This is a genomic window from Deinococcus misasensis DSM 22328 (assembly GCF_000745915.1).
Classification (GTDB): Bacteria; Deinococcota; Deinococci; order Deinococcales; family Deinococcaceae; genus Deinococcus_C; species Deinococcus_C misasensis.
The window spans coordinates 77,561-93,318 of record NZ_JQKG01000003.1 but is presented as its reverse complement, the minus strand read 5'-3'; the positions used below and the strand labels follow the sequence as shown (position 1 = coordinate 93,318).

The following is a 15,758-nucleotide window of genomic DNA, read 5'->3' as shown; positions in this document are numbered from 1 at the left end:
AGCCTGAACATTTGGCCTGTACACTGCTGCACAACAGGATGGCATCAAACAAGAACCTGCTGGAGTGGCAACATGCTGGACATGAACCTGCTGGAAGAACAACGTCTGGAGAACCTGTACAGCTACGGGATTCTTGACACCGAAGATGAAGCCTCTTTCAACCGCATTGCAGAAGACCTCAGTGTGATCCTCAACATTCCCACCGTGTTGATCAGTTTCATTGATCGGGACCGGCAGTGGTTCAAAAGCTGCATCCACTTTCAACACAAAGAAACCCCCAGAGGGGTGGCTTTTTGTGCCCACACCATCCTGCAAGATGGGACTTTTGTGGTCGAAGATGCCCAGCAGCACCCGCTTTTCCACGACAACCCTCTGGTCACACAGGATCCCTTCATTCGGGCCTACCTCGGGGTGCCCCTGAAGACCCGGGAAGGCCACCACATCGGCACCATTTGCGGCATCGATTACCAGAGCAGACCGTTTTCTGAATGGGACAGGGATGTGTTGACCCGGTTTGGCCAAGCGGTGGTGGTGGCTCTGGAAGAACGCTTGCTTCGCAAGGAATACCAGAGGAACCTGCTGGAGTTGCAGGCCATCATGCGGAGTTCTCCTGCAGGCATCGTGCTGTTGGACCGCTCTGGGCACATCATGGGAACCAATCCGGAGGCCCTGCACCTGACCGGACTTCCCTTGCAAAATGGAGAAGTGTTTGATGACCAGCACCTGCACTCTGGCCCCTACGCACAGGTGTACTGCCATCCCACCGAAAACATGTATTTCAACATTCAACGTTCAGAGGTGCACGAAGACCTGTCTTTGCTGGTGCTGGAAAACATCACCGACCACATCCAGAACCAGTTGCTTTTGCAAAACCTCGCCTTCCATGATGCCCTGACTGGACTGGGCAACCGCAAAGCCTTTGAAGCCAAACTGCAACACCACAGCAGCCTGCAAGACATCTCGGTGTTGTTCATCGATCTGGACGATTTCAAACAGGTCAACGACACCTTCGGCCACCATGTGGGGGACCTGTTGCTGCAGGAGGTGGCCAGAAGGCTGCAAGGGGCCTTGCGCTCTGGGGATCAGGTGTTCCGCCTCGCTGGAGACGAGTTCACTGTGGTCCTGCCCACCTGCAGCCCAGAAGTGCTGCCCAGAATCGCCCAGAGGTTGCTCAGGACCCTGCAGTCCCCTTTTGTGCATGAAGGGTGCAAAGTGCATTTTGGGGCCAGCATCGGCATCACCATGGGACAGGAGCAAGACCAGTTGACCACTCTGCTGCAACGGGCAGACCGTTTGATGTATCAGGTGAAGCAAAGTGGCAAAAACCACTTCCTGCTTGGTTAAGGCACCAGATGGGAATCCAGAGCTTGTCCTTCCAGCAGGTTTTGCATAAAATGCCGGGCCAGAACAGGAAACCCTGCGTAATGCAAATGCACGTAACTGGCCAGCACGTTGCCTCTGGCGTAGCCCTCTGGGCCAGCATCGGTCTGATAAGCCGGATGGGTGGGGCTTTCCTTCAGGCGTGAAAAATGAAACTCATGCCCGCGAACTTGCGTTCCAGCCACACCCAGAGGGGTGTCCTGCAAGAAGGTCACTTCACGGTAACCCAGAGCCAACTGGGGGGTCATTTCGGTGTGGTGGGGCACCACTTTGCACATCTCGAAGACCTCTCCCTCAAGGGTGGTGAGGGTCTCTGACAGGTACATCAGACCACCGCACTCTCCGATCACAGGCTTTCCTGAAAGGGCAAATGCCCAGATGCTTTCCCGCATGCTCTGGTTTTCGCTGAGTTCACGGGCATGCACTTCTGGGTATCCTCCACCCAGCAGCAAACCGTCACACTCTGGAACCCCGGCATCCCTGAGCGGAGAAAAAGGCAGCAACGTGGCCCCGAGGTCCTCCAGCACATCCAGCGCATCCTGATAATAGAAACGAAACGCCTCATCCATGGCAATGCCCAGTTTCACTTTGCCCAGAGGTAAGGTTGCTGCAGCACTGGATGGCAAAGCAGGTGCACTTTGGGCCACCTCCAGCAAGCCCTCCAAATCGAGGGTGCTGAAAGCTTCCTGGAGGGCGTGCTCTGGCAGGGCATGGTGTTCTGCCCCCAGCAACCCGAGGTGCCTTGAAGGCAACGCCAGACTGGGGCGGTTCACCACAAATCCAAAACTTCGGATGCCCACCTGCTGCAAGGCCATTTCACACAGCTCAGCATGTTTGGCCGATCCGACCCGGTTCAGGATCACCCCAGCGACCTCCAGATCTGCCGTAAAGTTTTTGAGGCCCAGAGCCACTGCTGCAATGGTGCGTGCGGTTCCTGAAGCGTCCAGCACGAGCACCACTGGAGCCTTCAGCATCCGTGCCAGGTCTGCTGTGGAGTGTTCATCGGAAAGGGGGCTTTTGCCGTCAAAAAGGCCCATCACCCCCTCCAGAACATTGATGTCGGCATGCTGTGAACCGCGCTCAAACAGGGCATGCAAGCGCTCTGGAGGCAGAAGGTAACTGTCCAGATTTCGGGCATTCACCCCTGCAGCCCGGCCCAGATGGGTGGGATCCAGATAATCCGGCCCGAGCTTGAAGGGTTGCACCTGCAAACCCATGTGCTTGAACCCTGCACACACGGCACTGGCCACCGTGGTTTTTCCAGCATTGGAGTGGGGTGCTGCCAGCACCAGACGGGGAATGTCTCGGGTCATGTTTTCCTTGAAAGCAATCTGGGTTGAATTGGTGCAGGCAGTGTCCTGCACGCCCGAATCGCGAGGCAAAAGTCAGGCAGGCATTCGGACTTCCTGTGAAGGTTACCGTTGCGCGTCAGTCCCGGAATTTCACCGGTGTTCCCCTGCAATGCTGACCGAAGCCATCATACCTGTCCAGAGCAATCCAACACCCCAGATGCTGAGAGCACTGTCAAGCCTGAACGAAACAGAGGTTCTGTCTGAGGTAAAAACCGTCAAAAAGCCCACAAAACTGGGTGATTCCCTGATCTCTTGCTGGGCAAACCCCTGCTGAATTGACTCATGCAAATCCGTACAGTGAGGCATGCAGCAGATTCTGGTGGTCCATGCCGGATCGGAAATTCGCCAGCCATTTACAGAATTGCTTTCTGCGATGGGGTTTGATGTGCTCCATTGCCCACAAACCCACAAAGCCCTGCAACACCTCAAAACGGTGAAGCTGGTGGTGCTCGGGCCTGCCCTGACCTCCACCGATGCCCTTGGGTTCGCCCAGAGGGTCCGGGAACATCACCTGACCCTGCCCATTCTGTGGCTCAGCAGCACTTTGCACCGCAACCTGCGCATTGCTGCCCTGCAAAACGGAATCGATGAAGTCATGCCACTGCCTTTTGACGAGCAGGAAATGGTTTTGCGCATTCGTGCGTTGCTGCGCCACCACCAGAACAGCGATGTGCTGTCCAGAGGTCCTTTCCAGTTGGACCTCTCTGAACGCACGGTGTTTCATCAGGGCAAACAGGTGGAAACCACCCCTCTGGAGTTCAAATTGCTCCTCACTCTGGCTGCACATCCCGGTCAGGTGCATTCCAGAGACCACCTGATGGAAACCGTCTGGCAGGGCCATTGTTCAGACGTGCGGAATGTGGACATCAAAATTGCCGACTTGCGCAAGAAGCTGCAGGATGCAGGCTGGATTCAAACGGTGTGGGGACAAGGGTACCGTTTCAAGCCAGAAACCGCCTGAACCTGCCATCTGAAAATCCTAGACGTGCCTGCTTTTTTATACCGGGTCCAACCTCTCAGGTTGGACGTTTTTCAGTGCATGCCCACAAACAAGGGGTACAATCATGGAAAAATGATTCCATTCGCATCTCCCATGAAAGGAACAAACATGCGCTCTTCACACATCGAGGTGCCCGAGCATGGCTGAAAACGTCACTGTGGAAATGGTGGCCCGTGAAGCCGGGGTGTCCACCGCCACCGTTTCACGGATCATCAATGGCACCGGTAAAGTCAGTGCCCGCCGTCGCAAACTGGTGCAGGACGCCATCGAGAAGCTGGGCTACCGCCCAAATCTGGTGGCCCAATCTCTGGCCAGAGGGCAATCCATGAATGTGGGGGTCCTGACGCAGGACGTGTCCTCACCGTTTTTTGGCATGATTCACAAAGGGATTGAGCAGGGTTTTGAAGACTCTGGCTACCATCCCATTTTTGTTTCCGAGGAGTGGCGCAACACTGCAGACCATGCCCCCATGGAGGTTTTGCTGTCCAGACGCGTGGACGCTTTGATTGTGCTGGGAGGGTTCATCGAAGAGGAGACCCTGCTCAAAGTCAACCAGAGCACCCCCATTGTGTTGGTGGGCCGTGACATTGAGGGTCTGGAAAAACAGTGCTTGCAGGTGAACAACGTGCTGGGCGGTTACATGGCCACCCGTCATCTGATTGAACTCGGTCACCGCAACATTGCCTGTTTGACCGGACCAGAGACCCACATGGATGCTGTGGACCGCCTGAGCGGATACATGCAGGCCCTTGAGGAAGCTGGACTTCCTCTGCAACGCAATCTGGTCGAAGATGGTCAGTTCAGCGAGGAGGGCGGCATGCGGGCCATTCGCACACTGATGCGACGCAAAGAGCGTTTCACTGCAGTCTTTGCTTCCAACGACCAGTCAGCCATTGGTGCCCAGTTGGCTTTGCAGCAGGAGGGCTTGAAGATTCCGCAGGAGGTGTCGGTGGTGGGTTTCGATGACCTGCCCGGAACTGCTTTTGTGTATCCTCCGTTGACCACTGTGGCGTATCCCTGCTTGCAGATGGGGCGCGCAGCGGCAAGGACCGTTTTGAAACTGCTCTCTGGTGAAGTGCTTTCCAGACAGCACTTCAACCTGTCCTTGAAGGTGCGTTCTTCCTGTGGACCAAGCCCAGAGCCTGCTCCCTCGTCTGTTCGAAAACCAGAGCCTGTCCAGAAACCTCTGGATGCTGAAGCACCCGTTGGCACAGTCTCCAAACGCCGCAGAAGCTCAACAAGGAAGTGAAGCAGAGAAATCCGAGGTTTGCTGGAGGATAAAAATGTAGGCGCCTACATTTTTGCTTGATTCAAAACAACATCAAAAATCCCCTCTCAGACGCTTTTTTTCTGAAGGCATCTTTGTTAATTCGCACAACAAACCCGCTTTTTCATCTTGACAGTGCCTCTGGAAGGTTGTAATTTCAGGTGGAGTCACCTTTCAGACCCTGTCCAGCACCCCACAAGGTGCAACGTGTTGCTGCACATTTTGATCCCCCCATGTTGACATGGGTCTCTGGTCCGTCATTTGCACACCAGAGACCCATGAGGCCCCCTTTTTGCTCAGGAGAACCCCATGCCACGTCCCATCCCGCTTGCGCTCACCGCCATCACCCTCACCCTGTCTCTGGGCAGTTGCATGCAGCAAAACCTGCCCGAAACCCCTGTCCAGCCCACCCCTCCAGCAAGCAAAGTGCAACTCTGGCTCACCACCCCCGACCAGAGCAAGTTGCTGTCTTCTGAAACACAACTTTCGTTTTCCAGAGATGGCAGCGAAACCTTCCCGACCATCGCCGTCAATGACACCGTCACCTACCAGAAGATGGAAGGGGTGGGGGCAGCTTTCACGGACTCCAGCGCTTACCTGATGTCCAAAATGAGCCCCACAGACCGTCAGAAACTGCTCAAAGACCTGTTTGATGCCCAGACCGGTGCTGGGCTGGACCATGCCCGCATTCCCATCGGGGCCAGTGATTTTGCCCTGAGTCACTACAGCTTCAATGACCTTGCAGCAGGCGAAACCGACCCCGAGCTGAAAAAATTCAGCATCCAGCACGACCAAGAGTACATCATTCCAGTCATCAAAGAGGCCATCAAAGTCAATCCTTCCCTGAAATTCATGGCCTCACCTTGGTCTGCACCCGGCTGGATGAAGACCTCTGGAAGCCTGATCAAAGGCAAACTCAAACCCGAGTACTACGACACCTACGCCCAGTATTTTGTGAAATACCTGCAAGCCTACCGGCAAAACGGCATCGGCATCGACACCATCACTGTGCAGAACGAGCCCCAACACGAACCCGGTGATTACCCTGGCATGCGCATGGAATCCAGCGAACAGGCCAAATTTGTGGGAGAGCACCTCGGGCCTGTCATCCAGAAATCCGGGCTGGGCACGCGCATTCTGGGATGGGACCACAACTGGGACCAGTGGAATTACCCCATCGAAGTGCTGAACGACCCCAAAGCCAGAGCAGCCCTGAGCGGAATTGCCTTCCACTGTTATGGCGGCAATGTGGCAGCACAGAGCCAGATCAAAGACAGCTTTCCTGAAAAAGACCTGTACTTCACCGAATGCTCGGGCGGATTCTGGGCCAACAACTTCGGCGACAACCTGAAGTGGAACATGGAAAACCTGTTGATCGGCGCAACCCGCAACTGGGCCAAAACCGTGCTGCTCTGGAACCTCGCACTGGACGAGAAAGGCGGACCCCATCTGGGTGGATGCGGCAACTGCCGTGGGGTGGTCACCATCCGCTCAGACACCGGAGCCGTGGAGAAAAACGTCGAATACTACGTGCTCGGGCACTACGGAAAAGCCGTCAGGCAGGGGGCTTTCAGGATTGCCTCCAACACCTACAATGCTCCTGCTTCTGACCTCCAGAGTGTGGCTTTCAAAAACCCGGATGGCAGCAAAGCCCTGATTGTGCTGAACAGCAGTGCCAGTGCACTGACCTTCAAAGTCAAAGAGAACGGCAGCTCTTTCTACACCACCCTCCCTGCAGGGGCAGTGGCCACCTACCGCTGGACCGGAAAAGGCTCGGACACCCCACCCCCACCTGCACCCGCTCCTGATGCCTTCAAGATCGTGCAAGCCGAAGCCTTCAGTTCCCAGCAAGGCATCCAGACCGAAGCCTGTCAGGACGAAGGGGGTGGCCTGAACGTGGGCTACGTGGACACCGGAGACCATCTGGTGTTTGACCGCATCGATTTTGGAGCCTCTGGAGCCAAAGGGGTGAAATTCCGCGTTGCCAGTGGAGGAAATGGTGGCACCATCCAACTTCGCACTGGATCTCTGGATGGCCCCGTGGTCGCAGAAGCGCAGGTGGTCAACACCGGAGGATGGCAGAACTGGACCACCATCACCGCCCCTGCCAACATTCCAGCAGGCATTCAGAAAATCTACCTGGTGTTCAGCAAAGCAGACGGCATCAACCTGAACTGGATGCAATTTACCCCCTGATTTCCCTGAACCATTTCCCTGACCCATTTCCCTGACCCATTTCCCTGAACCATTTCCCTGAACCATTTCCCTGACCCATTTCCCTGAACCATTTCCCTGACCCATTTCCCTGACCCATTTCCCTGAACCCAGAGCACTTCCTTTGCAACTTCTGCGAGGAGGTGCTCTGGGTTTTACTTTTTGGGGAGGGCTTTTCTATGGGTTCAAGCTCAATCGGCCCTCCATCGGTTTCGCAAACCTGTGGTCAAGACCAAACCCTGACAGGTCCGTTTTATACTGCAACAGGTGAGGCAGTGGTCAGATCCCGCATCACGCAATGCCTTTCACACCCTGCCCGAGTCGCCCCGTTTCAGGCCAAACTCGGGATTTTTTTTGGAGCCCATGTGACCCCATCTGCCCCCCTTTTTCCCACTTCTTTTCAGGATGACCATGTGCTGGTGGTGTCCGATCAGGACACCATAGAGACCCTGCATCTCGGGAAAATTCTGGGGGTATTTCAGGTGCCTGGAAAACCCGAGTGCTGCCGGGTGCAGGTGATGGCTCCAGAGGGGATGCAACTCTGGACCATTCAGGAGGGGGTCACCCCTTTTCTGCTTCGCTGCGAGAAGTTGCATCAAGGACTGCTGAACCATCAACCGTGGCGCATTGACCGACATTTTGCCCCAGAGTTGCCCCAACACCTGCGACCTTGAAGCTTCACCGGATGTCTTCCTCTTGCGTATCGTTCGGAGGGGTGTTTCCAAACGTGGCCAGCAGCCCCGCAATCAACTGTTGTTTTTCTGCATCGGTCAGGCGGGCTTCCGGGTGGGTGGGCAAATAGGTTTTCTCGGGCATTTTGCCTTTTTGAACCGTTTCGGCAGCCTCGTATGCTTCACGGCCAAAACCTTTGATGCTGGTGTTGAATTTGCTGCGTCCTTCATCCACATGGTTTTGCACCAACCAGGACACTGGGGCCACATTGGAGTACCACGGCCAGACGGTGTTGTGGCTGTGGCAATCCTGACAGGCCCTCTTGAACAGGGCTTCGGTGGTGGGGCTGTCCCACTTGACGGTGGCTTCCACAGGTGGATTGGTGTGCGCCCGACCATACGGAACCAGTTGGATCAGGACAAACAAAACGCCCAGAGCACCCAGAGCCTTCTGCCAGAACGGGGCTTTGCGGGCAGGGGCTGTCATGGTTTCTCCCTTTTGGCAGGGACCACCAGCACAGGCACGTTGGACTCGCGCATCACTTCTTCGGTGACGCTGCCCAGCAGCAGGTGCATGAGGCCCGAGCGTCCGTGGGTGGCCATGCAAATCAGGTCAGCATCAAAATCTCGGGCGGCTTGCACAATGGCTTTGGCAGGCGGTCCTTCCAACAGGCGCACCTGTTCACCATCCTGAGCGATCTCTTTGAGTTGTGCCAGCGCATGGTCATCAAATTCTGTGGGTGTGTTGTCCTCGTCTGGAACATCTGGCAAATTGAAAGTGGGTCTGTAAAGGTCATGGGCGTCCAAAATGTGCACCAGCATGATTTGTGGCTCTGGGAGCAATGCACGGGCGTAATTCAGGGCATCGGCGGAGCGGTCAGAGAAATCCATGGGCACCAGAATGCGTTTCATGATGAGACCATTTTACCGTTCGCACATGGGAAAAAAATGCAAAACATCCCGGCTGTGATTCCGGGATGCTTCAGACAAAGCGAGGCTCATTTGCAACTTGCAGGTTTGCCCACGCCAGCAGCCACATTCAGGGGCTGATCGAGGGTCAACCAGAGGAACTCGTTGGGGTCTTTGATGTCCGGCCCCCGGCCCCCTCTGGCGTCGTAATTGTTGTCGTTCATGACCAGAAGGGTGGTGGGATCGATCACCAGCACGTCTTCGATGGTGACGTAAGGGAAGGTGAAGGTTTCACCGTATCCAGCAAGGTTTTTGGGGTCCTGAATGTTCATCAGGTCCACCACTTCATGTTTGTTCAGTTTGCCTTCGCTGTCCAGATCCCGCAGGTCAATCCTGAAAATCTGTTTGAATGCAGCATCTGCACCCTGTTTCTGGTCCCGTTCGATCACCAGAAATTCATGGTCGTTGATGACGGTCAGGTCTCCAATGGCGTAAGAGGGGTCCTCTTTGGGATAGCTGAAGTACTTGCCAGAGAAGGTTCTGGCTTTCAGGTCATACTCGTAAATGCGCAGATCGTATTCGTTGTCGCCTTCCACGGTTTTTTCGAGGAGGGCGTACAGTTTGTCTCTGGAGGCATTGATGGCCATGCCTTCAAAGCCCCCTGAGGAGGGCAAATTCGCCAGAGAAGCCTTGCCCGGAGCAGGACTTGCAGCCAGCACCGCAGGGTTCTGGGGGCTCATCACAAAGTCTCTGGTGGGATCGCTTCCCTCTGCAAAAGTGGGGATTTTGATGGGGGCCTCCAGCAGTTTTCCGGTGCTGTCAAAGTGCAGGATGAAAGGACCGAACTCATCGCCCACCCAGAGGTCTCCACTGGCATCTTGCACGAAAGATTCGATGTCAAAATCCCCTCCAGTCAGGAAACGCTCGGGGGTGCTTTCGTTGACCAGCAGAAAAGGCACTTTGCGGTCCGGGTCACGCAGTTGCAGGAATTCACCCACTTTGACGCTGCCCGAGCCCTCGGGGGTGGTTTTGAACGTGGGGGTGATCTGGTACATGCGCAGCAGGTAATCGGCGCTGTTCGGCTTGTTGCCAAAGCCATTGTCGGGCATCACCAGATAGGTTCCGCAGGTGCCCGAGAATTGCACGGCACTGAAACCCTGCACAGGCTGGCTCGGGAAACGGGGCGCACCGCGCACCCCCTGACCGTTGAATGCACCGCTGGCCGGACCTGCTGCAAAAGTGTCGGCAGACAGCACCGCATGACCGGAAAGGGTGGTGGCCTGGGCCAGTCCAAACATCAGCATCAAAGAAAGGCAAAATCTACGCATGTTTCCTCCAGCAGTCAGTCTGCTGGGTGGCTGTCAGTGGGATTTCAGTGTTCGATCAGGCTTTTGTGAAGTGGGATAGGGTAAACGCAAAGTCTGACTTTTGGCGTGTCACTTGAAAAAGCGTTCAGCGGTCAGCCCTCAGCTTTCAGCAAAAAGCTCACCTTACTGCGTTTAACAGTGAAATAGAAGGATTCAAAAGAATCCTTCTATTTCACACAACACGATCTCAAGCCTCAACCTCTTATTTCTCTGTCAAATGCTTTAAGGCTTTGGCAAACAGAAACAAAAAGACACAAGCTGAAAGCCACCCAGAGTTTCCGTTCAAAAGGCAGCCAGAAAACTTTCCTTATTGCTGACAGCTGACAGCTGACTGCTGACGGCTGATCGCTCTTGGTGCTGGTATGGCCTGACAGCGACTTTGCGCTGACCCTGGAAGGGGGATGGATGCCCTTGGTAAAGGGGTCCACTGGCGGGTTATCCTGCCGTCATGTCTGGTTTGAGCAAGGTCCGTCTGAGCCTGAAACACGCCCAAGAGCAATTGCACCATCCAGAGATCGAAAACCATGGGGAGGTCAGGCACGGTTTGCTGGACGCCTTCTGCTGGCTGTGCCATGAAGCCGATGTGGCTCTGGAAATGCCCTTCAAAACCGCAGTCCATCAGGATTTTCAGTTGAATGCCGTCTGGTGCATCGAAGAAATTGACGAGGTGCTGTGCTGCCTGCACCACCTTCCAGAGAAAATACAGAAACGCAAAGCCCGCCTTGAAGAAGCGGCCTCTCTGGTCAGGGAAGCGTACCTGTTGATCTGAACAACAAAACAGGAGAGCTGTGTGCTCTCCTGCTCTGGAAGGTGGGGTTCAGTTCAGGCGGGTGATGCGGTTGCGTGGGGTGAGGCCCACGGCTTTGCCTGCACTTTGCATGCTGAACAGGTAATTTTGCAGGGCTTCGAGGTCCACTTCTCCACCCAGGCGGTCGGTGCCTTGCTGAAGCACGAAGAACTTGTCTCCGCCATCGGCAAGGAAGCTGTTGACGGTGACCCGGTATTTCTGGTTGGGGTCCACAGTCACGCCGTTGATTTTGATGGTGTCTGCAAGGACTTTTTCACCAGCGGGTTTGCTGTTGTCGTAGGTGTAACTGAAGCCTTCAGAGACCTGCAAAATGCGGGGACGGTCCTGATTGAGCCACTGTTGCTCCAGCAGGGTTTTGATCTGTGCACCGGTCAGGGTCAGCACCACCAAAGAGTTGCCGAAAGGCTGAACGGTGAAGGCATCCCCGAAAGTCACCACTTTGCTGGGGTTGGGCACGTTGGCCGGCAGGTTGGCACGGATGCCTCCGGGGTTCATGAAAGCCACCACTGCACCACCTTTCTCGGGGCTGCGGGTGGCGTACAGTTGGGCGTCCGCAATCAGGTCCCCGAGGTAGGATTCTCCGGCAGGGGTCTGGTCCTGGGTGATTTGCTCGACGGCCAGATTGGCGATGGGCTGGGCAGCAATCTGGTCGGTGAGGGTCTTGGCCTGCTTGATGATGGCGGTCATGCGAGGATCGGGTTTGACCGTACGGGGGTCCACCACAAGGTTCTTGGAGGTGGCAGTGACCACATCTCGGGTGGTCTTGTCGATGGTCAGGTCAATCTGGGTGAGCAGGTGCCCGTAAGCGTCGCCCTGCGTGACCAGTCGGCCATCAATGCGGCACTGGTAGCCCCGGTGGGTGTGGCCGGTCATGATCACATCCACAGCAGGATCCAGTTTTTTGGCGATGTCCACGATGGGACCTTGCAGGGTTTTGCAGTCGATCACATCGAAAGGATCGGCACTGGTTCCCCCCTGGTGCACCAGAGCCACAATGGCTTCTGCGCCCTGTTTGCGGATCTCGGGGATGGCTTTGTTGATGGATTCCACTTCATCGGCAAAGGTGAGGCCCGCCACGCCAGAGGGAACCACAATGGTGGGGGTTTCGCGCAGCACAGCACCCACGAAAGCCACTTTCACCCCTCCGATGGTGCGGATTTTGTAGGCCGGGAAGATGGGCTTGCCGGTTTTGCTGTCCAGCACGTTGGCAGCGATGTACTTGAAGTTGGCCCCTTTGAAGACGTTGCTGTATTTGCAGGCCTGTTTGGGGTTGATGCTGTCGCAGCCTCCGTTTTGCATGCGTTGCAGTTCTTTGAGGCCCTTGTCAAACTCGTGGTTTCCGACCACACTGGTGTACACACGCAGTTCGTTCATGGCGGCAATGGTGGGTTCGTCGTTCAGCAACGAGGACACCAGAGGGCTTGCACCAATCAGGTCCCCTCCGCCCACCACCACGGTGTTGGGGTTTTTGCGGCGCAGGTCTTTGATGATCGAGGAGATGGTTTCGATGCCACCGGCCTGCACCGAAAGGGTTTTGGTGCGGTCGTTGGGGTCGGGAATGCGGAAACTGGTGGGCATCAGGTTGCCGTGGAAGTCGTTGAATCCCACCACACTGACCGTCACGGTTTCGGATTGGGCCTGTGCGGTCATGGCCAGCAGGGAGAGGGTGAGGAGGGCAGCTCTGGTTCCATTCATGTCGGTTCTCCTTCAAAGTCGGCATCAAGATAGAAGGCTGGTGTCATGGGAAAGTTTGCAGCAGGCACATTCTGTATCTTGTATACACATTTGATTTTCAGGACCCGCATCTTACCACAAGAGGTCCTGACTGTGGTCCTTCTTCCTGCAAGCCCGCAGGAGAAACGCAAAGTCGCTGTCGGGCAAGGCCAACACAAAGAGCAGTCAGCCAGCAGGAGCGTTTTCTTGCTGCCTTTTGAACTTAAAATCTGAGTTGGCTCTTGTTTTTCGTCTTTGGTCCTGGCTGTTTTCGAAAGCAAAAGGCTCTGGATGAGATTTTCGCTGAACGCTGACCACTCTTGCAGTGGACGGGCCAAAATTCAGACATTGCGCTGACCCTGTCACCCTGCCTGATCCATCCACATTTGATGGGTGGCTTGCGGTAACATGGATCAGGTCCAGAAGCCCCGAGACCTGTTTGGCTGTACCCCTGACACCCCAGGGTTGTTTCTGGAGGATCCGTGCAAATCAGAACCACCACCGTTCACCGCACCCTGTTGATGCTTGTCATCGGTCTGCTGCTGCCATTTTTGTGGCCCGGAGTGCTGCCCAATCTTTTTGACACCGCCCTTTTTGCACACGATGACCACAGCCACTGGCCGATCTCCTTGACCCTGCTGCATGTGGGAAGTGATGTGCTGATCGGGGTGGCCTACACCGTGATCGCTTCGGTGCTTGGCGTGCTGGTGTACAAGAACCGCCAGCTTTTGCCTTTCGACTGGGTGGTGTTGTCGTTCGGACTGTTCATTGTGGCCTGCGGTTTCACCCACCTGATGCACGCTTTCATCCGTTTTCAGCCGATGTACTGGCTGGATGCTTACGTGCGGGCCTTCACCGCCATTGTCAGCGTGGCCACCGCCGTGGCCCTGCTTCCCCTGCTCCCGAGGGTCAACCGCCTGATTCAGGCAGACCGTCAACTCAAACAGCAACAGGAACAACTGCAAGAGGCCAACCTGCAACTGCAACAACAACAGGAAGCGTTGCAAGAACTCAACCGCTCTCTGGACCAGAGGGCCAGGGCGCTGAATCAGGACCTGCTGGAGAAAACCCAGCAACTGGAATTCACCAACAAAGAGCTGGAAGCCTTCGCATTCAGCATTTCGCACGATTTGCGCACCCCTTTGCGCAGCATCAACGGTTTCAGTCAGGCTTTGCTGGAAGACCATCAGGATGCTCTGGACGACACCGGCAGAGGGTACCTGTCCCGCATCAAGAAAAACAGCGAACGCATGGCCGACCTGATCGATGACATCCTGCACCTGTCAAGGATCAGTCGGGTGGAAATCCGTCACCAGCAGGTCAACCTGACCCGGATTGCGCAGGAAGTGCTGGAAGACCTGCAAAGCATTCAGCCCGAACGCAAAGTGGAGGTCACCATCGAAGAAGACCTGATCGCTCTGGGAGACCCTGCCCTCTTGCGTATGGTGGTGCAGAACCTGCTCGGGAATGCGTGGAAATTCACCTCGAAGACACCCCATGCCCAGATTCACTTTGGAAAACGCCAAGAGCAGGGCAGCACAGTGTTTTTTGTCTCGGACAACGGTGCAGGTTTTGACATGCAGAACGCGTCAAGGCTGTTCGGGGTGTTTCAGAGGCTCCACTCCACAGAAGCTTTCGAAGGAAACGGCGTGGGACTGGCCAGCGTGCAACGCATTCTCCACCGACATGGTGGGCACATCACGGCCACAGGCCAACTGAATGCAGGGGCCACCTTCACTTTTGCCCTTCCAGAAGAATAAGCCAGTTTGCCTAATCCCTCTGGTGTGATGGTGGCGGATCTTTTTTGACACAGCATCCGTAAACTGAAATCAGGAGGACTTCATGCTGGGCATGCTGGTGCTGTTTGGATTTTTGATTGTGGCTGCTCTGGGGCTGTTTCTGTCCCGGTCTCCTGCTGAACCAGAGCAGGACAGCCGCGAAACCTTGCATTTCTGATCGATCACCTCAAGTTTCTGTCTTTTGAACCGTCTGCATTCTCAAAACACTGCCTCAAAACACGACAAAGCCCTGCATTGCCAGCCTGAACAGGCTGGTTTTTTGTGGCCTGCCCATTCAGGCACTGCCTGAAATGGCACCGAGGACCTATACTCTCTGAAGATGATTCGCGCCATCAGCATGACCAGCAAGCAGCACCCCGACTGGCAAGAACACGCCAGCAGCGTGTGGATTGATGTGCTCTCCCCCACGCCAGAGGAATTGGAAGCCTTGCAAGCCCGCTTTCACATGAATCCGATGGCTCTGGAAGACGCCCTGACCGAAGGCCACTGGAGCCGTTTTGAGCAGTATCCTGACCATGCTTTTCTGGTGTACCGCACCCTCAAACCCGACCCGAAACCTTCTGAAGACAGTGAAAGGGTCAGTTTGTTCTGGTACCCCGAGACCGACACCCTGATCACCCTCAGGCTCAGGGAGGTGCAGTACCTGAATGAAGTCTGGAACAACTTTGAACCGGTCACCCACGGCATTGAAGAGCGGGTGATTTACCAGTTGCTGTCCAGAGGGGCCACCCAATTCATGCATTTCACGGACCGACTGCATGAAGAAATTGACCGTCTGGAGGAGTTGATGTTCCGGGTGAATGGTCACAGCCGATTGATCCAGCAGGTCTTTGCCCGCAAACACCAGATCATGACCGGGCGCAGGTTGGTGGGCAGTGCCCGGGAAAGCGTCGCGGGTTTCGCGCGCCATTCGGCGTTGATGGGCCGGGAAAGTGGAAGCAAAGAAACCGAGGAATTGACCCTGTACCTGCGGGACATTGTGGATGTGCTGGGCCGGGCTTCTGAGTCTCTGGATTCTTCACGCGAAGTGCTGTCCAGCATTCTGGATGTGAACCTGACCCTGCAATCCAACCGCATGAACGAGGTGATGAAAACCCTCACCACCGTTTCCACCATCTTCTTGCCCCTGACTTTTCTGGCGGGCGTGTGGGGCATGAATTTTGAATTCGAGCCCGAGTTCAAATGGCGTTACGGTTACCTGTTTGCCTGGGGGTCGTTTCTGGTGGTTGGCATCGGTCTGGCGGTGTTCTTCAAACGCAAACGCTGGTGGTGATGGCT

At 55.5% G+C, this 15,758-nt stretch carries 13 protein-coding genes and 1 riboswitch; of the genes, 8 read left to right on the top strand and 5 right to left on the bottom strand.

The features are described from left to right. Positions 1-72: 72 nt before the first annotated feature. On the top strand, positions 73-1,344 hold the full coding sequence (locus Q371_RS25240) for a sensor domain-containing diguanylate cyclase (RefSeq protein WP_051963158.1): 1,272 nt from the start codon (positions 73-75) through the stop codon (positions 1,342-1,344). On the opposite strand, the gene Q371_RS03590 is transcribed toward Q371_RS25240, so the two are convergent. After that, positions 1,341-2,693 (bottom strand): cobyrinic acid a,c-diamide synthase CobB, encoded by a 1,353-nt coding sequence (locus tag Q371_RS03590; RefSeq protein ID WP_051963218.1) that lies wholly within the window; start codon positions 2,691-2,693, stop codon positions 1,341-1,343. The genes Q371_RS25240 and Q371_RS03590 overlap by 4 nt on opposite strands. A gap of 70 nt (positions 2,694-2,763) precedes the next feature. After that, positions 2,764-2,850, bottom strand: a riboswitch (adenosylcobalamin-variant (AdoCbl-variant) riboswitch). A 186-nt stretch (positions 2,851-3,036) separates the two neighbouring features. Here Q371_RS03590 and Q371_RS03580 point away from each other — a divergent pair. The 4 genes from Q371_RS03580 (at position 3,037) to Q371_RS03565 (ending at position 7,887) form a co-directional block, all read left to right on the top strand. Then, positions 3,037-3,693: a response regulator transcription factor gene (locus Q371_RS03580; RefSeq protein ID WP_051963157.1), complete on the top strand. Its 657-nt coding sequence runs from the start codon at positions 3,037-3,039 to the stop codon at positions 3,691-3,693. A 178-nt stretch (positions 3,694-3,871) separates the two neighbouring features. Further along, positions 3,872-4,981 carry a LacI family DNA-binding transcriptional regulator gene (locus tag Q371_RS03575; RefSeq protein WP_084571213.1) on the top strand — a complete coding sequence of 370 codons (1,110 nt, stop codon included), beginning with the start codon at positions 3,872-3,874 and terminating at the stop codon, positions 4,979-4,981. 327 nt (positions 4,982-5,308) lie between these two features. Further along, a complete protein-coding gene (locus Q371_RS03570) occupies positions 5,309-7,195 on the top strand; it encodes a carbohydrate-binding protein (protein WP_051963156.1) in 1,887 nt (628 codons plus the stop codon). Positions 7,196-7,488: 293 nt separating this feature from the next. Further along, positions 7,489-7,887, top strand: coding sequence for a hypothetical protein (locus Q371_RS03565; protein WP_034336211.1), 399 nt, complete (start codon positions 7,489-7,491; stop codon positions 7,885-7,887). Between the two features lie 4 nt (positions 7,888-7,891). Here Q371_RS03565 and Q371_RS03560 read toward each other — a convergent pair whose 3' ends face one another. The 3 genes from Q371_RS03560 to Q371_RS03550 all read right to left on the bottom strand — a co-directional run bounded on the left by Q371_RS03560 (position 7,892) and on the right by Q371_RS03550 (position 10,121). Then, positions 7,892-8,371 (bottom strand): heme-binding domain-containing protein, encoded by a 480-nt coding sequence (locus Q371_RS03560; protein ID WP_051963155.1) that lies wholly within the window; start codon positions 8,369-8,371, stop codon positions 7,892-7,894. Continuing rightward, positions 8,368-8,796, bottom strand: a complete 429-nt coding sequence (locus Q371_RS03555) for a universal stress protein (RefSeq protein WP_034336210.1) — start codon at positions 8,794-8,796, stop codon at positions 8,368-8,370. The genes Q371_RS03560 and Q371_RS03555 overlap by 4 nt, the downstream gene beginning before the upstream one ends. Before the next feature lie 86 nt (positions 8,797-8,882). After that, positions 8,883-10,121, bottom strand: coding sequence for an esterase-like activity of phytase family protein (locus Q371_RS03550; RefSeq protein WP_034336208.1), 1,239 nt, complete (start codon positions 10,119-10,121; stop codon positions 8,883-8,885). Positions 10,122-10,608: 487 nt separating this feature from the next. Here Q371_RS03550 and Q371_RS03545 point away from each other — a divergent pair, with 487 nt between their 5' ends. Beyond that, entirely contained in the window at positions 10,609-10,929 is a 321-nt protein-coding gene (locus Q371_RS03545) for a hypothetical protein (protein WP_034336206.1), read from the top strand. A gap of 48 nt (positions 10,930-10,977) precedes the next feature. On the opposite strand, the gene Q371_RS03540 is transcribed toward Q371_RS03545, so the two are convergent. Next, the gene (locus tag Q371_RS03540) at positions 10,978-12,663 is read right to left on the bottom strand and encodes a bifunctional metallophosphatase/5'-nucleotidase (protein WP_034336204.1); all 1,686 of its coding nucleotides are present in this window, start codon (positions 12,661-12,663) and stop codon (positions 10,978-10,980) included. Positions 12,664-13,163: 500 nt separating this feature from the next. Here Q371_RS03540 and Q371_RS25235 point away from each other — a divergent pair, with 500 nt between their 5' ends. After that, positions 13,164-14,441, top strand: a complete 1,278-nt coding sequence (locus Q371_RS25235) for a sensor histidine kinase (protein ID WP_051963154.1) — start codon at positions 13,164-13,166, stop codon at positions 14,439-14,441. A gap of 358 nt (positions 14,442-14,799) precedes the next feature. Then, positions 14,800-15,753, top strand: a complete 954-nt coding sequence (locus Q371_RS03525; RefSeq protein ID WP_034336198.1) for a magnesium transporter CorA family protein — start codon at positions 14,800-14,802, stop codon at positions 15,751-15,753. Positions 15,754-15,758: the final 5 nt, after the last annotated feature.

What these genes read in the sequence shown, in the direction of transcription:
- Q371_RS25240 (WP_051963158.1), top strand. Translation starts at nt 73, where the DNA reads ATGCTGGACATGAACCTGCTGGAAGAACAACGTCTGGAGAACCTGTAC.
- Q371_RS03590 (WP_051963218.1), bottom strand. Translation starts at nt 2,693, where the DNA reads ATGACCCGAGACATTCCCCGTCTGGTGCTGGCAGCACCCCACTCCAAT.
- Q371_RS03580 (WP_051963157.1), top strand. Translation starts at nt 3,037, where the DNA reads ATGCAGCAGATTCTGGTGGTCCATGCCGGATCGGAAATTCGCCAGCCA.
- Q371_RS03575 (WP_084571213.1), top strand. Translation starts at nt 3,872, where the DNA reads ATGGCTGAAAACGTCACTGTGGAAATGGTGGCCCGTGAAGCCGGGGTG.
- Q371_RS03570 (WP_051963156.1), top strand. Translation starts at nt 5,309, where the DNA reads ATGCCACGTCCCATCCCGCTTGCGCTCACCGCCATCACCCTCACCCTG.
- Q371_RS03560 (WP_051963155.1), bottom strand. Translation starts at nt 8,371, where the DNA reads ATGACAGCCCCTGCCCGCAAAGCCCCGTTCTGGCAGAAGGCTCTGGGT.
- Q371_RS03555 (WP_034336210.1), bottom strand. Translation starts at nt 8,796, where the DNA reads ATGAAACGCATTCTGGTGCCCATGGATTTCTCTGACCGCTCCGCCGAT.
- Q371_RS03550 (WP_034336208.1), bottom strand. Translation starts at nt 10,121, where the DNA reads ATGCGTAGATTTTGCCTTTCTTTGATGCTGATGTTTGGACTGGCCCAG.
- Q371_RS03545 (WP_034336206.1), top strand. Translation starts at nt 10,609, where the DNA reads ATGTCTGGTTTGAGCAAGGTCCGTCTGAGCCTGAAACACGCCCAAGAG.
- Q371_RS03540 (WP_034336204.1), bottom strand. Translation starts at nt 12,663, where the DNA reads ATGAATGGAACCAGAGCTGCCCTCCTCACCCTCTCCCTGCTGGCCATG.
- Q371_RS03525 (WP_034336198.1), top strand. Translation starts at nt 14,800, where the DNA reads ATGATTCGCGCCATCAGCATGACCAGCAAGCAGCACCCCGACTGGCAA.